23 protein-coding genes are annotated in these 23,875 nt (G+C 66.6%); 15 read left to right on the top strand and 8 right to left on the bottom strand.

All coding sequences use genetic code 11. The features are described 5' to 3' along the window. The first annotated feature begins 53 nt into the window (after positions 1–53). Genes F3H32_RS01930 through F3H32_RS01880 form a run of 11 tightly spaced genes read left to right on the top strand, consistent with a single transcriptional unit; the run spans position 54 to position 12,561 of the window. The gene (locus F3H32_RS01930) at positions 54–851 is read left to right on the top strand and encodes a CoA transferase subunit A (RefSeq protein ID WP_149763925.1); all 798 of its coding nucleotides are present in this window, start codon (positions 54–56) and stop codon (positions 849–851) included. Continuing rightward, positions 848–1,612, top strand: coding sequence for a CoA-transferase (locus tag F3H32_RS01925; RefSeq protein WP_149763923.1), 765 nt, complete (start codon positions 848–850; stop codon positions 1,610–1,612). Before F3H32_RS01930 ends, F3H32_RS01925 begins: the two co-directional genes overlap by 4 nt. After that, positions 1,609–2,808, top strand: a complete 1,200-nt coding sequence (locus F3H32_RS01920) for a CaiB/BaiF CoA transferase family protein (protein WP_149763921.1) — start codon at positions 1,609–1,611, stop codon at positions 2,806–2,808. Before F3H32_RS01925 ends, F3H32_RS01920 begins: the two co-directional genes overlap by 4 nt. Further along, positions 2,805–3,851, top strand: coding sequence for a 2-hydroxyacid dehydrogenase (locus tag F3H32_RS01915; RefSeq protein WP_149763919.1), 1,047 nt, complete (start codon positions 2,805–2,807; stop codon positions 3,849–3,851). Before F3H32_RS01920 ends, F3H32_RS01915 begins: the two co-directional genes overlap by 4 nt. An 8-nt stretch (positions 3,852–3,859) precedes the next feature. Next, the gene (locus tag F3H32_RS01910; RefSeq protein WP_149763917.1) at positions 3,860–4,537 is read left to right on the top strand and encodes a class II aldolase/adducin family protein; all 678 of its coding nucleotides are present in this window, start codon (positions 3,860–3,862) and stop codon (positions 4,535–4,537) included. Positions 4,538–4,540: 3 nt separating this feature from the next. Then, on the top strand, positions 4,541–6,034 hold the full coding sequence (locus F3H32_RS01905) for an FGGY family carbohydrate kinase (RefSeq protein WP_149763915.1): 1,494 nt from the start codon (positions 4,541–4,543) through the stop codon (positions 6,032–6,034). Further along, on the top strand, positions 6,031–7,575 hold the full coding sequence (locus F3H32_RS01900; RefSeq protein WP_149763913.1) for an acetolactate synthase large subunit: 1,545 nt from the start codon (positions 6,031–6,033) through the stop codon (positions 7,573–7,575). Before F3H32_RS01905 ends, F3H32_RS01900 begins: the two co-directional genes overlap by 4 nt. An 11-nt stretch (positions 7,576–7,586) precedes the next feature. After that, positions 7,587–9,902 (top strand): molybdopterin guanine dinucleotide-containing S/N-oxide reductase, encoded by a 2,316-nt coding sequence (locus F3H32_RS01895; protein WP_149763911.1) that lies wholly within the window; start codon positions 7,587–7,589, stop codon positions 9,900–9,902. Beyond that, positions 9,899–10,477 carry a peroxidase-related enzyme gene (locus F3H32_RS01890; protein ID WP_115755993.1) on the top strand — a complete coding sequence of 193 codons (579 nt, stop codon included), beginning with the start codon at positions 9,899–9,901 and terminating at the stop codon, positions 10,475–10,477. Before F3H32_RS01895 ends, F3H32_RS01890 begins: the two co-directional genes overlap by 4 nt. A gap of 2 nt (positions 10,478–10,479) precedes the next feature. After that, the gene (locus F3H32_RS01885) at positions 10,480–10,872 is read left to right on the top strand and encodes a rhodanese-like domain-containing protein (RefSeq protein WP_149763909.1); all 393 of its coding nucleotides are present in this window, start codon (positions 10,480–10,482) and stop codon (positions 10,870–10,872) included. Positions 10,873–10,905: 33 nt separating this feature from the next. Beyond that, a complete protein-coding gene (locus tag F3H32_RS01880) occupies positions 10,906–12,561 on the top strand; it encodes an acyl-CoA synthetase (protein ID WP_149763907.1) in 1,656 nt (551 codons plus the stop codon). Between the two features lie 138 nt (positions 12,562–12,699). Here the strand turns inward: F3H32_RS01880 and acuI are convergent, their stop codons facing one another. Beyond that, positions 12,700–13,695 carry an acrylyl-CoA reductase (NADPH) gene (gene acuI / locus F3H32_RS01875; protein ID WP_149763905.1) on the bottom strand — a complete coding sequence of 332 codons (996 nt, stop codon included), beginning with the start codon at positions 13,693–13,695 and terminating at the stop codon, positions 12,700–12,702. Beyond that, the gene (locus F3H32_RS01870; RefSeq protein ID WP_149763903.1) at positions 13,692–14,447 is read right to left on the bottom strand and encodes a FadR/GntR family transcriptional regulator; all 756 of its coding nucleotides are present in this window, start codon (positions 14,445–14,447) and stop codon (positions 13,692–13,694) included. Before F3H32_RS01870 ends, acuI begins: the two co-directional genes overlap by 4 nt. 149 nt (positions 14,448–14,596) lie before the next feature. On the opposite strand from F3H32_RS01870, the gene F3H32_RS01865 reads away from it, so the two are divergent. Together F3H32_RS01865 and F3H32_RS01860 are read left to right on the top strand one after the other, a co-directional pair. Further along, entirely contained in the window at positions 14,597–15,088 is a 492-nt protein-coding gene (locus F3H32_RS01865) for a glycosyltransferase family 61 protein (RefSeq protein ID WP_188128563.1), read from the top strand. Between the two features lie 12 nt (positions 15,089–15,100). Continuing rightward, positions 15,101–15,769: a glycosyltransferase 61 family protein gene (locus F3H32_RS01860; RefSeq protein ID WP_316700711.1), complete on the top strand. Its 669-nt coding sequence runs from the start codon at positions 15,101–15,103 to the stop codon at positions 15,767–15,769. 35 nt (positions 15,770–15,804) lie between these two features. On the opposite strand, the gene F3H32_RS01855 is transcribed toward F3H32_RS01860, so the two are convergent. The 4 genes from F3H32_RS01855 to rimO form a co-directional block, all read right to left on the bottom strand. Next, entirely contained in the window at positions 15,805–17,148 is a 1,344-nt protein-coding gene (locus F3H32_RS01855; protein ID WP_188128562.1) for a glycosyltransferase family 61 protein, read from the bottom strand. A gap of 62 nt (positions 17,149–17,210) precedes the next feature. Then, positions 17,211–18,866 carry an energy-dependent translational throttle protein EttA gene (ettA, locus tag F3H32_RS01850; protein ID WP_115755986.1) on the bottom strand — a complete coding sequence of 552 codons (1,656 nt, stop codon included), beginning with the start codon at positions 18,864–18,866 and terminating at the stop codon, positions 17,211–17,213. Between the two features lie 72 nt (positions 18,867–18,938). Next, positions 18,939–19,796, bottom strand: a complete 858-nt coding sequence (locus tag F3H32_RS01845; protein ID WP_149763895.1) for a sulfotransferase family protein — start codon at positions 19,794–19,796, stop codon at positions 18,939–18,941. Positions 19,797–19,869: 73 nt separating this feature from the next. Further along, on the bottom strand, positions 19,870–21,237 hold the full coding sequence (gene rimO / locus F3H32_RS01840; protein ID WP_149763893.1) for a 30S ribosomal protein S12 methylthiotransferase RimO: 1,368 nt from the start codon (positions 21,235–21,237) through the stop codon (positions 19,870–19,872). A 119-nt stretch (positions 21,238–21,356) separates the two neighbouring features. On the opposite strand from rimO, the gene F3H32_RS01835 reads away from it, so the two are divergent. Both F3H32_RS01835 and F3H32_RS01830 read left to right on the top strand, forming a co-directional pair. Beyond that, on the top strand, positions 21,357–21,818 hold the full coding sequence (locus F3H32_RS01835; RefSeq protein ID WP_223191317.1) for a hypothetical protein: 462 nt from the start codon (positions 21,357–21,359) through the stop codon (positions 21,816–21,818). Positions 21,819–21,868: 50 nt separating this feature from the next. Continuing rightward, positions 21,869–22,171 carry a hypothetical protein gene (locus tag F3H32_RS01830; protein WP_149763891.1) on the top strand — a complete coding sequence of 101 codons (303 nt, stop codon included), beginning with the start codon at positions 21,869–21,871 and terminating at the stop codon, positions 22,169–22,171. A 4-nt stretch (positions 22,172–22,175) separates the two neighbouring features. Here the strand turns inward: F3H32_RS01830 and F3H32_RS01825 are convergent, their stop codons facing one another. Both F3H32_RS01825 and F3H32_RS01820 read right to left on the bottom strand, forming a co-directional pair. Continuing rightward, a complete protein-coding gene (locus F3H32_RS01825; RefSeq protein WP_149763889.1) occupies positions 22,176–22,937 on the bottom strand; it encodes an ABC transporter permease in 762 nt (253 codons plus the stop codon). Then, positions 22,934–23,863 carry an ABC transporter ATP-binding protein gene (locus F3H32_RS01820; RefSeq protein WP_149763887.1) on the bottom strand — a complete coding sequence of 310 codons (930 nt, stop codon included), beginning with the start codon at positions 23,861–23,863 and terminating at the stop codon, positions 22,934–22,936. The genes F3H32_RS01825 and F3H32_RS01820 overlap by 4 nt, the downstream gene beginning before the upstream one ends. Positions 23,864–23,875 lie beyond the last annotated feature (12 nt).

Raw genomic sequence — 23,875 nt, 5'->3', positions numbered from 1 at the left:
TATATTACAGAACAAAGGGCGCCCTGGGTGCCGAAAAGGGTGGAGGAACCATCATGCCAGATGATCTGCGGGCCTTGGCCAGCCGCGTCCGGCCCGGCATGTCGCTGGCGCTGCCGGTGGATTATGCCGGGGTTTCCATGGCGATGACCCGGCCGCTGATCGACCATGGCGCGGGCGACCTGCATCTGACATGCGTGCCCACCGGCGGGCTGCAGGTCGATATGCTGATCGGCGCCGGCCTGGTGCGCCGGGTCGAGACCAGCGCCGTTTCCCTGGGCGAGGCCGGCGGCGCGCCGCGCTTCAACCAGGCGGTGCGCGATGGCAGCATCCAGATCCTGGACGCGACCTGCCCCGCGATCCATGCCGGGCTGATGGCGGCGCAAAAGGGCGTGCCCTTCATGCCGATGCGCGGGCTGATCGGCTCGGACATCCTGGCCAACCGCCCCGAATGGCAGGTGATCGACAACCCCCTTGCCAGCGGCGATCCCATCGTGCTGATCCCGGCGATCCGCCCCGATGTCGCGATCTTCCACGCCCCCATGGCCGACCGCGAGGGCAATGTCTGGATCGGCCGCCGGCGCGAATTGGCGGCCATGGCCTATGCCGCGACCCAGACCCTGGTGACGGTCGAGCGTATCGTGGACCGCAGCCTGCTGGCCGACGAGCTGACCGCCGCCGGCACCTTGCCCGCGCTTTATGTCGCCGCCGTGGCGCTGGCGCCGCGCGGGGCCTGGCCCTATGGGCTGTGGGGCGAATACGCCGCAGACACGGCCGAGCTGATGCGCTATGCCGCCGCCGCCCGCACCGCCCAGGGCTTTGCCGACTATATGGCGCAAAAGGTGCCGGCATGACCGCCCTGCCCCGCGAAATCCTGATCTGCACCATCGCACGCCTGCTTGACGGCGTGCGCCATGTCGCGGTCGGCGCATCATCGCCCATGCCGGCGGCCGGGGCGATGCTGCGCCGCGCATTGGATGACGGCGCGCGGCCGGTGCGGCTGTCGATCCTGGGCTCGGTCGAGCATAATTTCTTTACCAACGGCTCGGCCGAACTGTTCGACAGCGCCGGACAGGGGCGGCTTGACGCCTTTTTCCTGGGCGGCGGCCAGATCGACGGACGGGCCAATGTGAACCTTGTCGGCGTCGGCGACTATCCGCAGGCCAAGGTGCGCTGGCCCGGCTCTTTCGGCTCGGCCTATCTTTACTTTACCGTGCCGCGCGTGATCCTGTTCCGAGAGGAGCATTCCCCGCGCGTGCTGGTGGACAAGGTCGATTTCATCAGCGCCCCAGGGGTCAGCGAACCGGATGTTCACCGGCCGGGCGGGCCGGTGGCGCTGCTGACCAGCAAGGCGCTGTTCGGCTTTGACAGGGCGCGGGCGGGATTTGCGCTGGAAAGCATCCATCCCGGCCATGACCTGGACGAAATCCGCGCGGCGACCGGCTTTGCCTTTGACCACGCCGCAGCACCTGCCACGACCCCGGTTCCCGATGCGGCCACACTGTCGCTGCTGCGCGGCCGGGTGCTGGACGAACTTGCCGAAACCTATCCCGCCTTTGCCGCCCAATGGCGCGGCGATCTGGCGGCCATGACTTCCGAAGGGGCGACCGCATGACCAATACCGGCTCATTGGCCAATCTCAAGATCATCGATGCAAGCCGGGTTCTGGGCGGTCCCTATGCCGGCCAGATCCTTGCCGATCACGGCGCCGACGTCATCAAGCTGGAACCGCCGACCGGGGACGAGACGCGCGGCTGGGGTCCACCGTTTCTGGGCGACGCGGCCAGCTATTTCCTGGGCCTGAACCGCAACAAGCGCGGCATCGCCGTGGACCTGTCGCAGGAAATGGGCCGCGAACTGCTGCTGGCGCTGCTGGAGGACGCCGATGTCCTGATCGAGAACTTCAAGACCGGCACCATGGAGCGCTGGGGCCTGGGCCAAGAGGAATTGTCGCGGCGCTTTCCCCGGCTGATCCATTGCCGCGTCTCGGGCTTCGGCGCGGACGGGCCGATGGGCGGGCTGCCGGGATACGACGCCGCCATCCAGGCGCTTTGCGGCATCATGAGCGTGAACGGCGAGACGGGCGGCCAGCCCCTGCGCGTCGGCCTGCCGGTGGTGGACATGGTGACGGGCCTGAACGCCGCGCTGGGCATCATGATGGCGCTGAACGAACGGGCGGCCAGCGGCAAGGGCCAGTTCGTCGAGACCAGCCTTTACGATTGCGGCGTCTCGCTGCTGCATCCGCACCTGCCCAATTACTACCTGTCGGGCAAGGTGGCGGGGCCTTCGGGCAATGCGCATCCCAATATCTGTCCCTATGACACTTTCGCCACCGGGACCGTGCCGATCTTTCTGGCCGTGGGGAACAACCGGCAATTCGCCGCGCTTTGCGCCGTGATCGGCCGTCCCGACCTGCCCGACGATCCGCGATTCTCGGACAACAGCCGGCGCAATCTCAACCGCGACGCGCTGAAAGAACTGTTGGAGGCGGCGCTTTCGCCCTTTGACTGCGCCGAGCTGTCCGAGCGGCTGATCCGGGCCGGCGTGCCCTGCGGGGCGGTGCGCAGCATCGACCAGGTGATCGCCGACCCGCATACGATCCACCGCGAGATGGTCGTGGATATCGGCGAATATCGCGGCACCGGCAGCCCGATCAAGCTGTCGCGCACCCCCGCCAGCTATCGCCTGCCGCCGCCGGCATTCGCCCAGCACAGCGCCGAAGTGATGGCCGAGCGCGCATTGGACCCCGACAGCTATCGCCAGGTGCTGCCGGGCCTGGACCCCGAACCCCAAGCCAAGAGAAAAGCATGACGGACCGCCTGACCATCGGCATCATCGGCGACGGTTTCATGCAGCCCGGTTTCTTTGAAGCCGCGCTGCGCGAGAAACTGCCCGGTCGCGACCTGGACATTCGCAGCCAGGAAATCGACTGGCCGCTGCGGCTGAAATCCACCAAATACGACCCGACCCTGCCCGTGGGCGAGTTCGTCGGCCGGCCCGAGGACTATTTCGGCTTCCTCGCCGATCTCGACATCCTCATTACTCATCTGGCGCCGATCACGGCGTCGAGCCTGGACCATGCCCCCCGGCTGAAGGCCATCGCCGTGTCGCGCGGCGGGCCGGTGAATATCGAAATGGCCGCGGCCCGCGCGCGTGGCATCGCGGTGGTGAACACGCCGGGCCGCAATGCCTCGGCGGTGGCCGAGTTCACCGTGGCCTCGCTGCTGGCGGAAACCCGCAACCTGATCCGCGGGCACATGACCGTGGCCAGCGGCAAGTTCGGGCGCGAGTTCTATCACTATGCCAATACCGGCCCCGAACTGTGCGAACTGACCGTGGGCATCGTCGGCTATGGCGACATCGGCACCAGGGTCGCGCGGCTCTTGCAACCCTTTGGCTGCGGCATCCTGATCTATGATCCGTTCAAGGAACTGACGCCCGAGGAAAAGGCCGCGGGTTTCGAAAAGGCCGATCTGGACGAGCTGATGGCGCGGGCCGACGTGGTGACGCTGCATCCCCGCGTCACGCCCGAGACCAGGGGCATGATCTCGCGCGAGCGCATCGCGATGATGAAACCCGGCGGCTATATCGTGAACACCACGCGCGGACAGGTGCTGGACTATGACGCGCTTTACGACGCGCTGGTCTCGGGACAGCTTCGCGGCGCGGCGCTGGACACCTTCGAGCCCGAGCCGCCGCCCGCCGACTGGCCGCTTCTGACGCTGCCCAATGTCACGCTTTCGCCCCATATCGCCGGCGCCTCGCGCTATTCCGCGATCAAGGCCGCGACAATGATCGCCGGCGACATCGCGCTGATCCTTGACGGCAAACCGCCGCTTTATCCCTGCAAGTGAGGCATCCCATGACCGACGAAGAACGCGCGCTGCGCCTTGAACTGATCGAATCCTGCCGCGCCATGAACCGGCTGGGCATCAACAAGGGCACCTCGGGCAATATCAGCGTCCGTCACGGCGACGGCTTCCTGATCTCGCCCACCGGCATCCCCTATGACAAGTTGCAGCCCGAGCATGTCGTGGCGATGAACTGGGACGCGACCTATGCAGGCGAGGTGCAGCCGTCCTCGGAATGGCGCTTTCACCGCGATATCCTGCAAGCCCGGCCGGACCTGAACGCGGTGGTCCACACCCATTCGACCCATGCCACGGCGCTGTCGGTCCTGGGCCGCGACATTCCCGCGATCCATTACGTCATCGCCGCCGCCGGCGGCAGCAGCATCCGCTGCGCCCCCTATGAGCTGTTCGGCACGCAGGAACTGGCCGACCGCGTGGTCAAGGCGCTGGAGGGGCGGCGCGCCTGCCTGATGGCGCATCACGGCGTCATCGCCGCCCATGCCAATATCGCCCGCGCGCTGGCGCTGGCCGTCACGGTCGAGGAGCTGGCCAGGCAATACCTGCTGTGCCTGCCGCTGGGCGAGCCCCCGGTGCTGTCGGACGAGCAGATCGCCGAGGTTCTGGTCAAGTTCAAGACCTATGGCCAGCAAAGCAGTGCGGCGCTGGAAGGGCTGCGCCAGGCGTCCTGAACCATGACCGGCGCGCTTCTCTGCCTCGATTCCGGCACCACCTCGGTCAAGGCGGCGGCCTTTGACGGGCACGGCCGCCTGCTGGCCGCGGCCGAGCGTGCGAACGGCGCGCTCTACCGCGACGGCTTGCGGGTCGAACAGGACATGGACCTGACCCGCGCCGAGGCGCTGGCGGTGCTGCGCGATTGCGTGGCGCAGTTGCGCGGCGACGTGGCCGGGCTGATCGTCACCGGGCAGGGCGACGGCCTTTGGCCGGTGGACGGCACCGGCCAGCCGGTCGGCCGGGCGCTGACCTGGCTGGACGGGCGCGCCCGCGGCCTGGCCGCGGACATGGCGCCGGCGCTGGATGCGGTGCAGGCGGCGACCGGGTCGCGGCCGACCGCCGCCTCGGCCAGCCTGCAGCTTCTGTGGCTTCAGCAAAACGACCCCGCGCGCCATGCCCGCATTGTCCATGCGCTGCGGCTCAAGGAATGGCTGTTCCTGTCGCTGACCGGCCGCGCGCTGGCCGAGCCGACCGCGCTGCTGCCGGTCTGGGGCGACTGGCGCAGCGGCGCGCTGGCCCCGGCCGTGGCGCAAAGCCTTGGCCTGTCGCGCGGGACCGAGCTTTTGCCCGAGCTGGCTTGCGTGGGCATGGCGCGCGCCGGCCTGTCGGCGGCGGCCGCGCAGGCAACCGGGCTGGCGCAGGGCCTGCCGGTGCTGATCGGGCCGGGCGACGTCCAGGCCACGCTGATCGGGCTGGGCCTGGGCAGCCGGCCGGGCGTGTCGCGCGCCTCGATCTTCGGCACCAGCGCGATCCATGCCTGTTTGCTGGACGATCCCGCCGCCATGCCGCAGGTGCCCGCCGGCGCGATGATCCAGCAATTCGCGCTGGGGCCGGGCTATCTGTGCTTTCATCCCTGTTTCAACGGCGCGGCGCTGCTGAACCACCTGTCGCGGCGCTTTGCCGACCTGCCGGCCGCGCCCGCGCCGGATTATTCGGCGCTGATCCTGCACCCCTTTCTTGAGCCGGGCGGAGAGCGCGCGCCCTGGACCGACCCCCATGCCAGCGGCGCGCTGTTCGGTCTGGGCGCCGCCGCCACGCCGGGCCAGATCGCCTGGGCCGGACGCGAGGCGCTGGCCTTTGTCACCCGCACCAGCCACGCGATGATGGGCGCCCCGGACGGCGCGCTGTCGCTGGGCGGCGGATTGGCCGGGGACGGCAATTTCGCGCAATTCCTGGCGACGCTGACCGGCTGGACGGTGCAGCGCAGCCCCGGTTCGCATGCCGGGCTGCGCGGGCTTGCGGCCATCGCCGCGCGCTTCCTGCTGGATGCGCAAGACCCCGCCCCCTGGATCGGCGAGCCCGAGCAAAGCCTTGCGCCCGAACCCGGTCCGGTCGCAGCCTATGCCGAACGCAAATACCGCCTTTTCACCGCATCGCTGGAAGCCTCGGCCCCGTTCTGGGAACCGCTTTCCGCGCTGCGGGCCCAGGCAGAACGACTGATGGAGACCCCATGAACGGCGCCGATCTTCTGTGTGAAACCCTGTTGGCGAACGGCATCGACACCTGTTTCGCCAATCCCGGCACGTCCGAGATGCATTTCGTCGCGGCGCTGGACCGCCAGCCGGGGATGCGCTGCGTGCTGGGCCTGTTCGAGGGCGTGGTGACGGGCGCCGCCGATGGCTATGCCCGCATGGCCGACAAGCCTGCCGCGACCCTGCTGCATCTGGGGCCGGGCCTGGCGAACGGGCTGGCGAACCTGCACAACGCGCGGCGGGCACGTTCGCCCATCGTCAATGTGGTGGGCGATCACGCCACCTATCACCTGCAATATGACGCGCCCCTGACCAGCGATATCGACAGCCTGGCCCGGCCGATGTCGCATTGGCTGGGCCGGGCCGAAACCGCCCCGACGGTGGGCACCCGCACCGCCCAGGCCATCGCCGCCGCCAAAAGCGGCGCGGGCGGCATCTCGACCCTGATCCTGCATGCCGATGCGGCCTGGACGGAAACCTCGGCCCCCGTCCCCGCCGCGGTGGTCCCGGCCCCGCCCGCCGCGCCCGATCCCGCGCGCATCCGCAAGGCGGCCGAGGCGCTGCGCAATGGCAGGCGCACCACCATCCTTGTCACCGGCCGCGCCTTGCGCGCCCCGCAGGCCCAGATGTTGGACCGTATCGGGCAAAAGACCGGCGCCCGCGTCCTGGCGCAGCAGGCCAACGCCCGGATGCAGCGCGGCGCCGGCCGGGTGGCGCTGGACCGCGTGCCCTATGTCATAGACCAGGCCCTTGCCGCCTTTGCCGATACCGAACAGCTCGTGCTGATCGGCGCAAAGGCTCCGGTCGGCTTCTTCGCCTATCCCGGCAAGCCCGGCCCGATGCTGCCCAAAGGCTGCCGGGTGATCTCCATGGCGGATGCCGATGACGACCTGCCCGCCGCCATCGCCGCCCTGGCCGATGCGACCGGCATGGCCCCGGCGGCGCGCCTGGCCAGGCGCGGCGCCCCCGACATGCCCGAAGGCGCGCTGACCCCCGGCGCGATCGCCGTGGCGCTGGCGCATCTGATGCCGGAAAACGCCATCATCTGCGACGAATCCGTCAGTTCGGGGCGGGACTTCTTCCGCTGGACCCATGGCGCGGCGCCGCATGATTTCCTGCAATTGACCGGCGGCGCCATCGGCGCGGGCATTCCCATGGCTACCGGCGCCGCCGTGGCCTGTCCCGACCGCAAGGTGATCGGCCTGCAAGCCGATGGCAGCGGCATGTATACCGTGCAGGGCCTGTGGACCCAGGCCCGAGAGCGGCTGGACGTCGTGACCATCGTCTTTGCCAATCGCCTTTACAAGATCCTGCATGGCGAGTTGAAAAACGTCGGCGCGGGCGCCCCCGGCGAAAACGCCCGCCGGATGCTGGACCTGGACGATCCGGCGCTGGACTGGGTATCCATCGCGAACGGCATGGGCGTCGAGGCGGCGCGGACCGACACCGCCGAAGCCTTTTTCGACCTGCTGCGTTCCGCCATGGCGCGCCAGGGGCCGTTCCTGATCGAAGCCGTGGTCTGAAAGGGGCCGACATGATCCAGCGCATTCCGCATTGCAGCCATTGGGGCGCCTATACGATCCTGGTCGAGGACGGCCGCATCGCCGGCGTCGAGCCGCTGGCCATGGATCCCGCGCCCTCGGACATCATCCATTCGGTCGCCGAATGGGCGAAGCCCGACCGCCGGGTGCTACGCCCGATGATCCGCGAAGGCTGGCTGGCCAAGCGCAAGGGCAGCGACCGCCAGGGCCGCGGCCGCGAGCGGTTCGTGGCCGTTCCCTGGGACGAGGCGCTGGACCTGGTCGCCGCCGAGATCGCGCGCGTAGCAGACACCCATGGCAATGCCTCGATCTTTGCCGGCAGCTATGGCTGGACGTCTTGCGGGCGGTTCCACCATGCCTCTTCGCTGCTCAAGCGGATGCTGAACCTGGCCGGCGGCTATACCGGCCATGTCGATACCTATTCCATCGCCGCCGGGCCGGTGATCCTGCGCCATGTGCTGGGCGACGACCGCGCCTGCGGCGGACAGGCCAATACGCTGGACAACATCGCCGAGAATACCGAAACGCTGGTGGTCTTTGGCGCCATGTCGCCCCGCACCGCGCAAAGCGAGGCCGGCGGCATCGGCGCGCATTACCTGGAAGGCTATCTGCGCCGCATCGCGGAACGCGGGGTGCGGGTGATCCATGTCTCGCCGCTGCGCGACGACCTTCCCGATTGGCTGGGCGCGCAATGGTGGCCGATCCGGCCCAATACCGACGCAGCGCTCATGCTGGGCCTGGCGGGCGAGATCGTGGCGGCCGGGCGGCAGGATGACGGCTTCCTTTCCCGCTGCACCAGCGGTTCGGACAAGTTCCTGGCCTATCTGCGCGGCGACGCGGACGGGCAGCGCAAGGATGCGGCCTGGGCGTCGGGCATCACCGGCCTGCCCGCCGACGCGATCCGGGCCCTGGCGCTGCGGCTGGTGGACAGCCGCAGCATGCTGACAGTCAGCTGGGCCTTGCAACGCGCCCATCATGGCGAACAGCCCTTCTGGGCGGCGCTGGGGCTGGCGGCGGTGGCGGGCCAGATCGGCCTGCCGGGCGGCGGGGTCGGTTACGGCTACGGCTCGCTTGGCGGCGTGGGCGCGCCCTTTTCCATCGGCAAGTCGCCGGGCATGTCGCAAGGCGCCAAGCCCATCGACAGCTTCATCCCGGTGGCGCGGATCAGCGACATGCTGCTGAACCCCGGCGCGCCCTTTACCTATCAGGGCGAGACGCGGCACTATCCCGACACGCGGCTGGTCTATTGGGCGGGCGGCAATCCCTTTCACCACCACCAGGACCTGAACCGGCTGTCCCAGGCGTGGACCCGGCCCGAGACGATCATCGTCCAGGACCCGATGTGGACCGCAACCGCGCGGCGGGCGGATATCGTGCTGCCGGCCTCGACCTCGATCGAGCGCAACGACCTGGCGGGCAACAAGCGCTGCGACCTGATCCTGGCCATGCGGCAGGCCATCGCGCCGCTGGGCCAGTCGCGTTCCGATTTCGACATCTTCGACGCATTGTCCGGGCGGCTGGGCGTCGGCCCCGCCTTCAACGAGGGCCGGGATGAAATGGGCTGGATCCGGCATCTTTACGACGAAAGCCGCGCCCATGCCCTGCGCGCGCACGGCTTTTCGATGCCGGATTTCGACACGTTCTGGGAATGCGGCCATGCCCCGGTGCCGGTGCAACGCGACCATGTCTATCTGGCCGGTTTCCGCCAGGACCCGGCGGGCAACGCGCTGGACACGGAAAGCGGGCGGATCGTGCTGGGCAGCAAGACGCTGGCGCGGCTGGGCCATGACGACTGCCTGGCGCATCCGGCTTGGCTGCCGCCCGCCGAATGGCTGGGCAAGGCCGGGCGGGACGAATTGCACCTGATCTCGCACCAGCCGCAGGGGCGGCTGCACAGCCAGTTGGAAACCGGCGCGGCCAGCATGGAAGGCAAGCGCCATGGGCGCGAGCAGTTGCGGCTGAACCCCGCCGATGCGCAGGCGCGCGGCATCGCCGATGGCGCCACGGTGCGGCTGTGGAACGCGCGCGGCGCCTGTCTTGCGACAGCCTGCATCAGCACCGACACCGCGCCCGGCGTCGCGGTGCTGCCGACCGGGGCCTGGTTCACGCCGGCGGGCGACGGGCCGGAACTGTCGGGCAATCCCAACGTGCTGACGCTCGACATCGGCACCTCGGCCTTTGGCCAGGGCTGTTCCGCCCATACCTGCCTGATCCGCGTCGCGCCCCATGCCGGCGACAATCGCGACCCGATGCGGACCTATCAATCGCAACTGGCAGAGATGCTGCCCGACCCGGAGGAGACCCCATGACCGCAACCGCCGACGCCCCCGTCAGCCGCTTTGCCGTGCCCAAGCTTGCCGACATGCCCGAGGATATCCGCACCCGCATCGAGGCGGTGCAGGAAAAATCCGGCTTCATCCCCAACGTGTTCCTGACGCTGGCGCACCGGCCGGACGAATTCCGCGCCTTCTTCGCCTATCACGACGCGCTGATGGAGCGGCCGGGCAACCTGACCAAGGCCGAGCGCGAAATGATCGTCGTCGCGACCTCGACGGTGAACCAGTGCCAGTATTGCGTCATCGCCCATGGCGCGATCCTGCGCATCCGCGCCAAGGACCCGCTGGTCGCCGACCAGGTGGCGATCAACTATCGCAAGGCCGACATTACGCCCCGGCAAAAGGCGATGCTGGATTTCGCCATGAAGGTCTCGGCCCGCGCGCAAGAGGTCGGCGACGATGACTTTGCCACCCTGCGCGGCCACGGCTTCGACGAGGACGACATCTGGGACATCGCCGCCATCGCCGCCTTCTTCGGCCTGTCCAACCGGCTGGCCAATGTCACCAGCATGCGGCCGAATGCCGAATTCTACGCGATGGGCCGCTGAGCATGGCCCTGGGCTACAAGCAGATGCTGGCCGATGCCGATGCGCTCGTGCGCTCGGTCTCGGTCGGTGAAGCCGCCGCCATGCAGGCAGATCCGCAGCTGGTCATGGTCGATATCCGCGACCCGCGCGAACTTGACCGCGACGGGATGATCCCCGGCGCCTTTCACGCCCCGCGCGGGATGCTGGAATTCTGGATCGACCCGGAAAGCCCCTATCACAAACCCCGCTTTGCCGAGGGCAAGACTTACGTGTTCTACTGCGCCTCGGGCTGGCGGTCGCTGCTGGCGGCGCGGGTGGCGCAAGAGATGGGGCTTGACGCGCGGTCCCTGCGCGGCGGATTCGGGGAATGGCGCAAGGCCGGCCAGCCGGTGGCCGAACGGCACGCCAAGGGCTGACCGCCGGGCGCGGCAACAGATCGGGAAGAAAGCATGACCAAATACGAACAGGGGCTGGAAAGAAGGGCCGCCAACCACCAGCCGATGACGCCCATCTCGTATCTGCGGCGGACGGCGCGGGCCTTTCCCGACCATCCGGCCGTCATCCACGGCCGCCAGCGCCACGGCTATGCCCGCCTGTGGGCCGATTGCTGCCGGCTGGCCTCGGCGCTGGTGGGGCGGGGGATCGGCCAGGGCGATACCGTCTCGGTGCTGCTGTCGAACACGCCGCCGATGATCCATGCCCATTTCGGCGTGCCGATGGCCGGTGGCGCGGTGCTGCATTCGATCAACACCCGCTCGGACCCCGCGACCTTGGCCTTCCAGCTTGACCACGCGGAAAGCCGGGTGCTGATCGTGGACCGCGAGTTTTCGGCGCTGGCGGCCGAGGCGCTGGCGCTGGCCCAGGTGCGGCCGCTGGTGATCGACTTCGACGACGCCGAATATCCCGACGATGCCCCCCACCCCAAGGGCGCGCGCATCGGCAGCCTGGATTATGACGCCTTCCTGGCCGCAGGCGACCCCGATTTCGCCGGCGCCCTGCCCGGCGACGAATGGGACGCGATCTCGCTGAACTATACTTCGGGGACGACCGGCAATCCCAAGGGGGTCGTCTATCACCACCGCGGCGCGGCGCTGATGGCGCTGAACAACGTCATCCATGCCGGCATGGACAGGCATCCGGTCTATCTGTGGACGTTGCCGATGTTTCACTGCAACGGCTGGTGCTTTCCCTGGACCGTGCCGGTGCAGGCCGGCACGCAGGTCTGCCTGCGCTGGGTCCGTGCCGGCGCCATCTATGATGCCATCGCCGATCACGGCGTCACGCATCTATGCGGCGCGCCCATCGTCATGTCGACGCTGCTGAACGCGCCCCAGGGGCAGAAGCGCAGCTTTCCCCAGCGGGTCGTCTTCAACACCGCCGCCGCCCCGCCCCCCGAAACCGTCCTGCGCGCCATGGCCGAGGCGGGTTTCGGCGTCACGCATCTTTACGGCCTGACCGAAACCTATGGCCCGGCCGTGGTCAACGAATGGAACCCCGGCTGGGATGCCCTGCCCGGCCCCGAACAGGCGGCGCGCAAGGCGCGGCAGGGGGTGCGCTACCTGTCGCTGGACGAGCTTGCGGTGATGGATCCCGAAACCATGCAGCCGGTGCCCGCCGACGGCAAGACCCTGGGCGAGGTGATGTTTCGCGGCAATGTGGTGATGAAAGGCTATCTGAAGAACGCCGATGCCACGGCCTCTGCCTTTGCCGGGGGCTGGTTCCATTCCGGCGACCTGGCGGTGATGCATCCCGACGGCTATATCCAGCTCAAGGACCGTTCCAAGGACATCATCATCTCGGGCGGCGAGAACATTTCCTCGATCGAGATCGAGGAACAGCTTTACCGCCACCCCGCCGTCGCGATCTGCGCCGTCGTCGCCATGCCCAGCCAGAAATGGGGCGAAACCCCCTGCGCCTTCGTGGAACTGCACGAGGGCCACGAGGAAACCGAGGCCGGCCTGATCGCCCATTGCCGGGCCGGGCTTGCGGGCTACAAAAGCCCGTCGCGCGTGGTCTTCGGGCCGCTGCCCAGGACCTCGACCGGCAAGATCCAGAAATTCGCCCTGCGCGCGCGTGCGGCGGAACTGGCGCAGGCGCCGGCCTGACGGGCAGGCCCGGACCCCCCGCCGGGCCGGTTCCCGGACGCCCTGTCGGCGGAGTATTTGGGAAACGGTGAAAGCCAATGGCGGCGCGAAGGGCGGCGAGGGATGGAACCGGGGCCGCCCCGGTTCCATCCGCGGGTCCTATCCCGCGATGTCGATGACCACGCGGCCGCGGATGCGGCCGGCGACGATATCGGCCGCAAGTTCGGGCAGTTTCGACATGGGCTCCACCCGCGCGATGCTGTCCAGATGCGCCTTGTCCAGATGCGCGGCCAGCGTCGCCCAGGCGCGGTCGCGCTTGGCCTGCGGCGCCATCACGCTGTCGATGCCCAAAAGCGCGACCGCGCGCAGGATATGCGGCATGACCGTCGCCGGCAGGTCGAAGCCGCCCGCCAGCCCGCAGGCCGCGACCGCGCCGCCGTAACGCGTCTGCGCCAGGACATTGGCCAGCGTGGTCGATCCCACGCTGTCCACCGCCCCCGCCCAGCGTTCCTTTTGCAGCGGGCCGGCCTTTTCGGCCAGCGCGGCGCGGTCCACGAAGCCCGTGGCGCCCAGCCCGGCCAGGTAGTCATGCGTCTCGGGGCGGCCGGTGGCGGCGGTGACGGCATAGCCCTTGGCCGACAGCAGGCTGATCGCGGTCGAGCCGACGCCGCCCGCGGCCCCCGTCACCAGGACCTCGCCTTCGCCGGGCCGGATCGCGCCCCAATCTTCCAGCGCATCGACGCAAAGCGCGGCGGTATAGCCGGCGGTGCCGATGGCCATGGCATCCTGCAACGAAAACCCCTGCGGCAGCCGGGTCAGCCATTCGGGCTTGAGGCGCTGGAACCGGCTGTAGCCGCCCCATTCGGTTTCCGACAGGCCCCAGCCGTTCACGATCACCTTGTCGCCCGGCTGCCAGCGGTCCGAGCGGCTTTCGACCACCGTCCCGGCAATGTCGATCCCCGCCACCATCGGCAGGCGGCGGGCGATGCGGCCCTTGCCGGTGATCGCCAGCCCGTCCTTGTAGTTCAGCGTCGAATAGGCGACCTCGACCAGCACGTCGTGGTCGGGCAGCGCATCGCGGGTCAGGTCGCGGAAACCCGCCACCGGCTTGCCGTCGCGATCCTCGATCAGCAGGGCGCGGAATGTTTCGGTCATGAGGTTCCTCCTTGGCGTTTGTCGATATTGCGGCGGGCCAGCGCCTGATCCAGCACGGTGCGCATGTCCTCGACATGGTCCCGCATGAGCTGCGCGGCCGTTTCGGCATCGCGGGCGGCGATCGCGGCGCGGATATGCTGGTGCGCGGCGACGGTGCGGCGGCGTTCGTGATCGCGATAGATCAGCATGTTGGTGATCGGGATGAAGCTTTCGATCATCGCGTGCATCATCAACTGCACCGGGCCGTTGCCCGTGGCCTGCACCACGGCGCGATGAAAGCGCACGTCCGAGGCGCAGAAATCCTCGTCCGACAGGGTCTCTTCCCCCAGCAGGGCGATCTCGTCGGCCATCGCGGCAAGATCGGCTTCGCTGCGGTTCGCGGCGGCAAGGCGGCAGCACAATGCCTCGGTCTCCATCCGCGCCGCCACGATCTCGTCGATGTCGAAACGGCCCATGCCGACCAGCAGCGTCGCGGTGTCGGTGATGGTGCGGGCGGCGGCGTCCTTATCGGGGCGGTTGACGAAGGTGCCCCCCGCAGGCCCGCGGCGCGAGCGGATCAGGTTCTGCGCCGCCAGCACCTTCAGCGCCTCGCGCACCGTGGGGCGCGAGATGCCGAAGCGGCGCGCCAGCTCGTCCTCGGTCGGCAGGCGTTCATCGACGGCAAGCCGGCCTTCAAGAATGGCGGTGCGGATCAGGTCGGCCACCTGCCGGGCCAGCCCGCCGCGCACGATCTCGTCATATTGCAGGCTCATGCGGCACCCTTTCCTTTCGGGCATGTTAGCAGCGTGGTTGAAAACATAAAAGGTCTGACGAATATTAAAATTGATGCGCGACGATGCCGGCAAGGCGGCGGATACACAAGCCGGTTGACAGCGCCCGTCCGCCCGCTAGAGCAGGGACGATGTTCCGTGAAAGGCTGATCATGTTAGATTTGGATGACGAAACCGACGATCTGGTCCTGGTTGAAAACGCGATTGTCGTGCCCCCCGGCCCCAAGGGCCAGGGAAAATGGCAACCATCCGGCGTGTTGGACAGCGAAGGCAGGTTCGTCACGAACTCGATCAGCTGGTCGGCGACGGATGACCGGATCAACGGCGAACCGGAAATCCCCGATGCCAGGGACATCACCGACCTGCCCGGCACGCATATGTTCGCCGGGATCAGCTATGGTCATTTCGGACATTTCATCACCGAAAGCATGACCCGGATCTGGGCGCTTGACGAATTGCGCGACAAGATCGACGGGCTGGTCTTTACACCCAAGAACCAGATGAAGGACAACCTTCGCCCGTTCGAGGTCTATGCCGACCTGATCAACAATCTGGGGCTGGCCGGAATTCCCATCACCTGCCCCGCCGGTCCGGTGCGCGTCGAACGGCTTTATGTCCCCTAACAGGGTTTCGGCCTGGGCGACCTGACGGGCGGCAGCCGCAAGTTCCGGAATTACATCAATGCCCATGCCGGGATGAATGTCGAAGCAGCCGGGGCGAAAAAGATTTATATCTCGCGCTCGATGCTGCCGCCGGAACGCGGTGGCATCCTGGGCGAAAGCAAGCTTGAAGAATATCTGACCGCCGAAGGCTATACGATCTTCCATCCGCAGCGGGAATCCAAGCTGGACCAGCTTGCGCAATACAAGGCGGCCGAGATGATCATCGCGGTCGATTGCTCGCCGCTTCATCTTGTCGGCTATGTGGGCAATTCCGGGCAGCATGTCGGCATCTTGCGCCGCCGCAGCATGGCCTTTGGCGAACTGTTCTCGCGCCAGCTTGGCGAATTCAAGGGCATCACCTGCCATCAGGTCGATGCGCTGGTGAATGACTGGCTGCCGGAAAACACCAATCGGCCCAGCCGCAGTTCGTTCGGAGAAATCAAGCTGGTCGAAATGTATCGGATGCTCAAGGCCGCCGGCATGATCGAATCCGATACTCCGTGGGAAGAGCTGACCCTGGAAGAACGGAACGCCGATCTGCACCGGCTGGAAAAGCTGCACAAGCTGCGCTTCAAGCCGTTCCAGCCAGATGACAGTTTCGAAACCAGCATCGTGCCCGACAGCGCGGACCAGCAGGCTTGATGGCCAGCCAGCGCGGCCGGGATTTCCCGGCTGCGCTAGTCGAACTGGCCCTGTTCGGCCAACCGGCAGATCAGGTCAATCGCCTTGTCGCCGATGCGCACCCCGATAAGCCCCTGCTTGATCGAACTGATTTCCGATGGATCGTCCTGGGCGGTGTCCGCGAACACCACCGAATAACGGCAGCCCGAGGCGTGGGCGTTCCCTAGGAAATCGCCCCAGCGGTGAAACTGGGTCTGCACCGATCCGACCTCGATGACATGCGCATTCGGATTGGCGAAAATCATATTCCCAAAGAATGCCCCATGCGCCGCGCCGATCACCTCGGCGGCATGAACAGCCGCAATCTGTTCGAGGGGCTCCATCCTTTCGAAAAACATCTGCTCGAAGCCCAGATCGCGCAGCCGGGCCACAAGCTTTTCCTCTCCGACAAGCGGGCGCTGGTTCACATTGGCATTGCGATCATCCCGGCTAATCCAGATGCGCTTGGGCATCTTGTCCAGATCGGCCTGGCTGATCTTGGACAGCGCCCGTTCGCGCAACAGGCGCAGCGATGCGTCATAGGTGTTTTTCAGGATGAACTTGCGGCGCTGCACATGCGCCGAAACCGTCTGCCATTCCGGGTCGCCCTGGGCGCTTTCGATGGGCTGCTGGATGCGCGGATCGCCATTTGCATAGATCATATGCCGCAGGTTCAGCGGAATATTCACCCGCTCATAGCTTGTCGCGCGCGCCGTAAAGGACACCCGGTCGTGGATTTCCGGGAAAACCGCGCGGATGAAGCGATCCGAGAAACCCGAAGGGTCGTCATTACGGCAATGAAAGGTAATCCGCTCGGCCTGCGAATCCACGTAATGGACCAGAAGCGGAAGCGACTCGGTCATGAAGTGATAAAAGTTCGTCCGGTTCCGGCATTCGATCCCGATCGGTATCCGCCCTGATTCAAGCGGCCATATCGGCAGGTCCATCGTGGTTTCCTGCCGTGCCGCAGCGAAAAAGCGGTTGGTCTGGCGAAACGGCCGCAGGCCGGGATTATGCTTGAGATAGCGCGAGAAACTGCGATCCCCCGACGCGCCATTGGGCAGGAACCTGTCCTGCACCTGCGCGCCCCCGCCCCGGAAGGTGACATCCTTGCCGATCACCGGCAGGGTGTTGGTTTCCAGAACCAGGGGCTGGGTTTCCTGCCAGCGGGGTTCCAGGTTCTTTTCGATGACCTCTTGGACATTGGCGTAATCGCTGCATGCGTATTGGCGCACCCGCGCACCGGGAACAGGGCGGACCAGCCATTCCGGCGGCTCGACGAACCACAGGCCGGGGTCGCGGCCCACGACAAAGAAATACTCGTCGGGCGGGCCGGCCCAAAGCGGGCTTTGCTGTTCCATATCCTGCATATTCCGTCGGCGGGCCTGCTGCTGTCACGTTTCCATGCGGCTGTCGAATGGGATCAGCGGGTGAACTTCTTGTATTTCACCCGCTTCGGCTCGACCGAATCGGCGCCCAGGCGGCGGATCTTGTCGGCTTCGTAATCCTCGAAGTTGCCCTCGAACCATTCCACATGCGCCTCTCCCTCGAAGGCCAGGATATGCGTGCAAAGCCGGTCGAGGAAGAAGCGGTCGTGCGAGATGATGACCGCGCAGCCGGCGAAATCCTCTAGCGCCGCTTCCAGCGCCTGCAAGGTTTCCACGTCCAGGTCGTTGGTCGGTTCGTCCAGCAGCAGCACGTTGCCGCCGGATTTCAACAGCTTGGCCATATGCACCCGGTTGCGTTCGCCGCCCGAAAGCAGCCCGACCTTTTTCTGCTGGTCGCCGCCCTTGAAGTTGAAGGCCGAGGCATAGGCGCGGCTGTTCATCGTCGCATCGCCCAGTTCGATCTGCTCGGCCCCGCCGGAAATTTCCTCCCACACGGTCTTGTTGGGGTCCAGCGCGTCGCGCGACTGGTCGACATAGCTAAGCTTTACCGTGTCGCCATAGCTGATCTCGCCCGCGTCGGGCGGTTCCTGCCCGGTCAGCATCCGAAACAGCGTCGACTTGCCGGCGCCGTTCGGGCCGATCACGCCGACGATGCCGCCCGGCGGCAGGCTGAAGGTCAGATCCTCGATCAACAGCTTGTCGCCCATGGCCTTTTTCAGGCCGTCGACCTCGATCACCTTGTTGCCCAGCCGCTCGCCATTGGGGATGATGATCTGGGCGTTGGACAGCTTTTCCCGCTCGGACTGGCCGGCCAGTTCGTTATAGGCGTTGATCCGGGCCTTTTGCTTGGCCTGCCGCGCCTTGGCGCCGGCGCGGATCCATTCCAGTTCCCGCTCCAGCGTCTTTTGCTTGGCCTTGTCTTCGCGCGCTTCCTGCTCCAGCCGCTTGGCCTTTTGCTCCAGCCAGGCCGAGTAATTGCCCTCATAGGGGATGCCGCGACCGCGGTCCAATTCGAGAATCCAGCCGGTGATGTCGTCCAGGAAATAGCGGTCATGGGTGACGATCAGGATGGTGCCGGGATATTCGATCAGGTGCTTTTGCAGCCAGGCGATGGTCTCGGCATCCAGGTGGTTGGTCGGTTCGTCCAGCAGCAGCATGTCGGGCTGTTCCAGAAGCAGCTTGCACAGCGCCACCCGGCGGCGTTCGCCGCCCGACAGGCTTTCCACATCGGCGTCGTCCGGCGGGCAGCGCAGCGCCTCCATGGCGACGTCGATCTGGCTGTCCAGATCCCACAGGTTCTCGGCGTCGATCTCGTCCTGAAGCTTCGCCATCTCCTCGGCGGTCTCGTCCGAGTAGTTCATCGCCAGTTCGTTGTAACGGTCGAGCTTGGCCTGCTTGGCCTTGACGCCTTCCATGACGTTGCCGCGCACGTTCAGGGCGGGATCAAGCTGCGGCTCCTGCGGCAGGTAGCCGACGGTCGCGCCCTTGGCGGCCCAGGCTTCGCCGGTGAAGTCCTTGTCGATGCCGGCCATGATGCGCAGCAGCGTGGATTTACCGGCGCCGTTGACGCCGACGACGCCGATCTTGACGCCGGGCAGAAAGTTCAGGCGGATATTTTCAAACGTCTTCTTGCCGCCCGGATAGGTCTTGGACACCCCGTCCATGTGGTAAACGAACTGGTAGGAGGCCATGATCTTTCCCCGTCTTAGAAATCGGTGTGAACTTGGCCGCTATGTAGTCGAGCGGGAACGAAAGGGGAAGGCTCAGCGGAAAGCCTTGGTGAATTCCGGGCCGAATGTCTGGTCCAGAAAGCCGAATTGCGGTTCCAGCTTTTCGCGCAGCCGGGCGCGGGCCTGGTCGGGGACCACCAGCGCATTGTCCGAGGCGAAGACCTTCTTGCCGATGTCGCGATAATCATGCGCCGGCAGGTCCAGGAAGCTTTCGACGCGGCGCAGCAGGCCCAGGGGGTCGCGGGCGATCACGCCAAAGGGCAGGTAAAGCAGCCGGTCGGGGCCGAAATGCGCATTCCAGCGCGGCACATAGGTCATGTAGTCGCCGCGATCCATCAGTTCCGGGGCCTCAACCTCGGCCAGCCAGTCCTCGACGGTCCTGGGTTTGCGGCGCGCCCGCGTCAGGTTCATCTTAAGCTGCGAGATGGCGCGGTCCACGGGATGGCGGATGATATAGACGAACTTCGCCTGCGGCAGGAATTTTGCAACGAAGTCTACGCCTTCGGGTGGAAGGGTCGAATATTCCGGGGTGACGTCGATGGTCCTGGCCCCCTGCGGCGCCGGGGCGAAGACCAGCTTGTACCAATGGTTGGTAAACATCGGCTCGCGGGTGATGCGGTCCAGATAGCGCACCATGTCGGGCGGCATTTCCTGGCCGCGGGCGGCCCAGCGTTTCTCGATATTCTGGCGGCCGCGGCGGAAATGCCAGGGCAACCATTTGCGATGCTCTTCGATAAAGCGATGGTTGAAGAACTGCACCTCCTTGAAGGGCGGCGTCCAGACATCGGGATGCTGCCCCAGCATCTGCGACAGCCAGGTGGTGCCGGCCTTTTGCGCGCCGATGCCCAGGAAATCGGGTTTGCGGGGCTTGCCTTCGGGGTCCCAGTTCATCCATGCCGCCTTGTTGTGTCGCAGCCCTTGAATAAGCCGGCGGCGCCAAGGCCACAACCGGCGCCATTATCCGCTAGAGCCGGCCCCACAGATCATATTCGCCGGCCTCGTCCACGGTGACGCTGACGATGTCGCCGGGGGCCAGGCTTTCGAAGCCGTCGTCGATGAACAGGTTGCCGTCGATTTCCGGCGCATCGGCCTGGCTGCGGCAAGTTGCGCCCTGGTCGTCCACGCTGTCCACGATCACCTCGATGCGGCGGCCCACCTTGGCGGCCAGCTTGGCTTCGGAAATCGCCTGCGCCTTTTGCATGAAGCGGTCCCAGCGGTCCTGTTTCACATCGTCGGCGACGTGGTCCGGCAGGTCGTTGGCGCGCGCGCCCGTGACGTTTTCGTATTGGAAGCAGCCGACCCGGTCCAGTTGCGCCTCGTCCAGCCAGTCGAGCAGGGTCTGGAACTCGGCCTCGGTCTCGCCGGGATAGCCGACGATGAAGGTCGAGCGCAGGGTGATGTCCGGGCAGGCCGCGCGCCAGGCGGCGATCTCGTCCAGGGTCCGCGCCGCCGCAGCGGGCCGGGCCATGCGCTTCAGCGTGTCCGGGTGGGCGTGCTGAAAGGGGATGTCCAGATAGGGCAGAACCAGCCCCTCGGCCATCAAGGGGATCAGGTCGCGCACATGCGGATAGGGATAGACGTAATGCAGCCGCACCCAGGCCCCCAGCGACCCCAGGTCGCGGGCCAGGTCGGTGATATGGGCGCGGTGGCCGCGTTCGGTCGCGAACTTGCGGTCCAGCCCATAGGCCGAGGTGTCCTGCGAAATCACCAGCAATTCGCGCACCCCGGCCTCGACCAGCTTTTCCGCCTCGCGGATCACGGCATGGGCGGGGCGGCTGACCAGACGCCCGCGCATGTCGGGGATGATGCAGAACTTGCAGGCGTGATTGCAGCCTTCGGAAATCTTCAAATAGCTGTAATGGCGCGGCGTCAGCTTGACGCCCGAGGCCGGCAGCAGGTCCAGGAACGGGTCGGGGCTGGGCGGCACCGCCAGATGCACCGCGTCCAGCACCTGTTCGTATTGTTGCGGCCCCGTCACCGCCAGCACGCTGGGATGCGCGCCGGTGATGTATTCCGGCTCGGCCCCCAGGCAGCCGGTGACGATCACCTTGCCGTTTTCCGCCAGCGCCTCGCCGATGGCGTGCAGGCTTTCCGCCTTGGCGCTGTCCAGGAAGCCGCAGGTGTTCACGATTACCGCGCCGGCGCCCTTGTAGTCGGGGCTGATCGCATAGCCCTCGGCCCGCAGCCGGGTCAGGATGCGTTCGCTGTCCACCAGCGCCTTGGGACAACCAAGGCTGACCATGCCGATGGTTGGCTGCCCGTCCCTTCGCGTGGTGTCGAAGATCGGGCTGGGGGCTAGATCGGGGCGCAACAGGGGCGGGTTCTGGCTCATGGCCCGGCATATAATCCGGCTCGCGCGGCTTGTTAAGCGGCAAGCGCGGCTCGCCGGAACGTCATTTGGACTTGTGCGTTCGCCAAGGCATAGCAAGGGACATGAACATGCCTTCCCTTATGACCCGCCTTTCTTCGGCGCTTGTCCTGGCGCTGGCCCTTGGCGCCGGCGTCGCCAGCCTGCCCGCGACGGCCCAGGCGCAGGCGCAGCCGCGCGGCAAGCCCATCGTCATCCTGAACAACCGCGGCGGCAATGTCATCAAGGCCATCCGCCAGCGCAACAAGCTGGCCGCCAGCGGCCGCCCGGTCGAGGTGCGCGGCTATTGCCGCTCGGCCTGCACGATCTATATCACCCTGCCCAATGCCTGCCTGGGGCCGGGGGCCACGGTCGGCTTTCACGCGCCCCGCATCCCCGGCACCACCATCATCCCGCCCATCGTGGACGAGTTGATGGCGCAATATTACCGGGGCGGCATCCTGCGGATGTGGAACTCGCAGTGGAAGCATTCGTTGAAGATGCACAAGATCTCGGCCCGCGACTATGTCCGGCTGGACCCGCAAACGCGGCTGTGCAGGAAATAGATGACAAGTCCGCGGCCTTATGTCACATTTGTCTGAAAGGGAGGAAGCAGATGATTCGACAGTCATTTTTCATTACCGCCGCCGCGCTGCTATTGGCCCCCGCCGCCAGCGCGCAGGGCCCGGACGGCCAAGCCGTGCAGCCGCAGCAGCCGCGACCCGCTGCTGCCCAGGACATGCAGGCGCCGCTGAACTGCGCGCTTTGGGCGGAACGCGAGCGGCTGGGCGCCAATTACCGGCATCTGGCACAGGCCCAGGGGCGGGACACGGCCGAAACCTGGCTCAAGCAACAGGCGACGGCCTTCAACCTGCACGCAGCCCGGATGGGCAAGACCGCGATGCCCTGCCCGGCCTAAGCTGTCATTCGCGCAACCGCCAGCCGGTCAGGAAGATCCAGCGGATCACCGCCAGGCAGACCAGGATCATCAGCCCGACGGCGGCCAGCGACAGGCCCACCGGGACGTCGGCGAAGCCGAAAAAGCTCCAGCGGAAGCCTGAAATCAGGTAAAGCACCGGATTCAGCTTCGCCACCGCTTCCCAGAAGGGCGGCAGCATCGAGGCCGAATAGAAGGCCCCGCCCAGAAACACCAGCGGCGTGATGACCATCATCGGCACGATCTGCAACTGCTCGAAATTCTTGGCCCACAACCCGATGATGAAGCCTAGAAGCGAAAAGGCCAGGGCGGTCAGCAGCAAAAAGGCCAGCATCCAGAACGGATGCGCGATATGGATGCCGGTGAACCAGAAGCTGGTCGCCAGGATGACCAGCGCAATCATGATGGCCTTGGCGGCGGCGGCGCCGACATAGCCCAGCATCACCTCGACCCAGCCGGTCGGCGCGACCAGGATTTCATAGATCGTGCCGGAAAATTTCGGGAAATAGATGCCGAAACTGGCATTGGCCACCGATTGCTGCAACACGGTCAGCATCATCAGCCCCGGCACGATGAAGGCGCCATAGGCCACGCCCTCGACCGCCTGGATGCGCCCGCCGATGGCGGCGCCGAAGACGACGAAGTAAAGCACCGTCGACAGCACCGGAGAGGCCAGCGATTGCCAGACCGTGCGAAAGAACCGCGCCATTTCGTGACCAAAGACCGCGCGGACGGAACGCCAGTTCATGCGGTTTCCTCCTCGACCAGCGAGATGAAGATTTCCTCAAGGCTGCTTTGCTTGGTCGAGACGTCGCGCACGCTTAGCCCCAGGCCGGCCATTTCGGCCAGCAGATGCGCGATGCCGGTGCGTTCGGCCCTGGAATCGTAGTCATAGCCCAGCTCTCGCCCGTCCGGTGACAGAACCAGCCCCCGGCCGGCCAGTTCCGGCGGCAGCGCCGCCAGCGGCTGGTGAAGCGAGATGGTCAGGTGCTTCTTGCCGAACTCGCCCATCAGCTCGTCCTTGGGCTTGACCAGCAGGATCTCGCCGCGGTTGATGACGCCGATGCGGTCGGCCATGTCCTCGGCCTCTTCCAGGTAATGCGTGGTCAGGATGATGGTCACGCCCTGGGCGCGCAATTCGCGCACCACCTGCCACATCTCGCGCCGCAGCGTGACGTCCACGCCCGCGGTCGGCTCGTCCAGGAACAGCACCTTGGGGCGGTGCGACAGCGCCTTGGCGATCAGCACCCGGCGCTTCATGCCGCCCGACAATTCGCGGGTCTTCGCGTCCCGCTTGTCCCAAAGCGCCAGGCTGCGCAGCAACTGCTCGATATAGGCATCGTCGGGCGGCTCGCCATAAAGCCCGCGGGTAAAGCGGACGCAGTCGATCACCGGCTCAAAGGGCTCCAGCGCGACCTCTTGCGGGACAAGGCCGATCAGTTTCCGGGCCGCGCGCCAGTCCTTGCGGATGTCGTGGCCGCCGACGCGCACCGTGCCGCCGCTCGGCACCACCAGGCCGCAGACGATCGAGATAAGCGTGGTCTTGCCGGCGCCGTTCGGTCCCAGCAGCGCAAGGATCTCGCCCTCGTCGATGGACAGCGACACATCGTTAAGCGCCGGGGTGCCGCTGCCGTAACGCTTGGACAGATGTTCGATCTCGATGATGGGACGCATCCCGCCCTCCTG

Source organism: Paracoccus thiocyanatus (assembly GCF_900156255.1).
Classification (GTDB): domain Bacteria; phylum Pseudomonadota; class Alphaproteobacteria; order Rhodobacterales; family Rhodobacteraceae; genus Paracoccus; species Paracoccus thiocyanatus.
Note: the sequence above shows the minus strand (reverse complement) of the source record. Positions and strands in the feature narration are given on the sequence as shown.

What these genes read in the sequence shown, in the direction of transcription:
- F3H32_RS01930 (WP_149763925.1), top strand. Translation starts at nt 54, where the DNA reads ATGCCAGATGATCTGCGGGCCTTGGCCAGCCGCGTCCGGCCCGGCATG.
- F3H32_RS01925 (WP_149763923.1), top strand. Translation starts at nt 848, where the DNA reads ATGACCGCCCTGCCCCGCGAAATCCTGATCTGCACCATCGCACGCCTG.
- F3H32_RS01920 (WP_149763921.1), top strand. Translation starts at nt 1,609, where the DNA reads ATGACCAATACCGGCTCATTGGCCAATCTCAAGATCATCGATGCAAGC.
- F3H32_RS01915 (WP_149763919.1), top strand. Translation starts at nt 2,805, where the DNA reads ATGACGGACCGCCTGACCATCGGCATCATCGGCGACGGTTTCATGCAG.
- F3H32_RS01910 (WP_149763917.1), top strand. Translation starts at nt 3,860, where the DNA reads ATGACCGACGAAGAACGCGCGCTGCGCCTTGAACTGATCGAATCCTGC.
- F3H32_RS01905 (WP_149763915.1), top strand. Translation starts at nt 4,541, where the DNA reads ATGACCGGCGCGCTTCTCTGCCTCGATTCCGGCACCACCTCGGTCAAG.
- F3H32_RS01900 (WP_149763913.1), top strand. Translation starts at nt 6,031, where the DNA reads ATGAACGGCGCCGATCTTCTGTGTGAAACCCTGTTGGCGAACGGCATC.
- F3H32_RS01895 (WP_149763911.1), top strand. Translation starts at nt 7,587, where the DNA reads ATGATCCAGCGCATTCCGCATTGCAGCCATTGGGGCGCCTATACGATC.
- F3H32_RS01890 (WP_115755993.1), top strand. Translation starts at nt 9,899, where the DNA reads ATGACCGCAACCGCCGACGCCCCCGTCAGCCGCTTTGCCGTGCCCAAG.
- F3H32_RS01885 (WP_149763909.1), top strand. Translation starts at nt 10,480, where the DNA reads ATGGCCCTGGGCTACAAGCAGATGCTGGCCGATGCCGATGCGCTCGTG.
- F3H32_RS01880 (WP_149763907.1), top strand. Translation starts at nt 10,906, where the DNA reads ATGACCAAATACGAACAGGGGCTGGAAAGAAGGGCCGCCAACCACCAG.
- acuI (WP_149763905.1), bottom strand. Translation starts at nt 13,695, where the DNA reads ATGACCGAAACATTCCGCGCCCTGCTGATCGAGGATCGCGACGGCAAG.
- F3H32_RS01870 (WP_149763903.1), bottom strand. Translation starts at nt 14,447, where the DNA reads ATGAGCCTGCAATATGACGAGATCGTGCGCGGCGGGCTGGCCCGGCAG.
- F3H32_RS01865 (WP_188128563.1), top strand. Translation starts at nt 14,597, where the DNA reads ATGTTCCGTGAAAGGCTGATCATGTTAGATTTGGATGACGAAACCGAC.
- F3H32_RS01855 (WP_188128562.1), bottom strand. Translation starts at nt 17,148, where the DNA reads ATGGAACAGCAAAGCCCGCTTTGGGCCGGCCCGCCCGACGAGTATTTC.
- ettA (WP_115755986.1), bottom strand. Translation starts at nt 18,866, where the DNA reads ATGGCCTCCTACCAGTTCGTTTACCACATGGACGGGGTGTCCAAGACC.
- F3H32_RS01845 (WP_149763895.1), bottom strand. Translation starts at nt 19,796, where the DNA reads ATGAACTGGGACCCCGAAGGCAAGCCCCGCAAACCCGATTTCCTGGGC.
- rimO (WP_149763893.1), bottom strand. Translation starts at nt 21,237, where the DNA reads ATGAGCCAGAACCCGCCCCTGTTGCGCCCCGATCTAGCCCCCAGCCCG.
- F3H32_RS01835 (WP_223191317.1), top strand. Translation starts at nt 21,357, where the DNA reads ATGACCCGCCTTTCTTCGGCGCTTGTCCTGGCGCTGGCCCTTGGCGCC.
- F3H32_RS01830 (WP_149763891.1), top strand. Translation starts at nt 21,869, where the DNA reads ATGATTCGACAGTCATTTTTCATTACCGCCGCCGCGCTGCTATTGGCC.
- F3H32_RS01825 (WP_149763889.1), bottom strand. Translation starts at nt 22,937, where the DNA reads ATGAACTGGCGTTCCGTCCGCGCGGTCTTTGGTCACGAAATGGCGCGG.
- F3H32_RS01820 (WP_149763887.1), bottom strand. Translation starts at nt 23,863, where the DNA reads ATGCGTCCCATCATCGAGATCGAACATCTGTCCAAGCGTTACGGCAGC.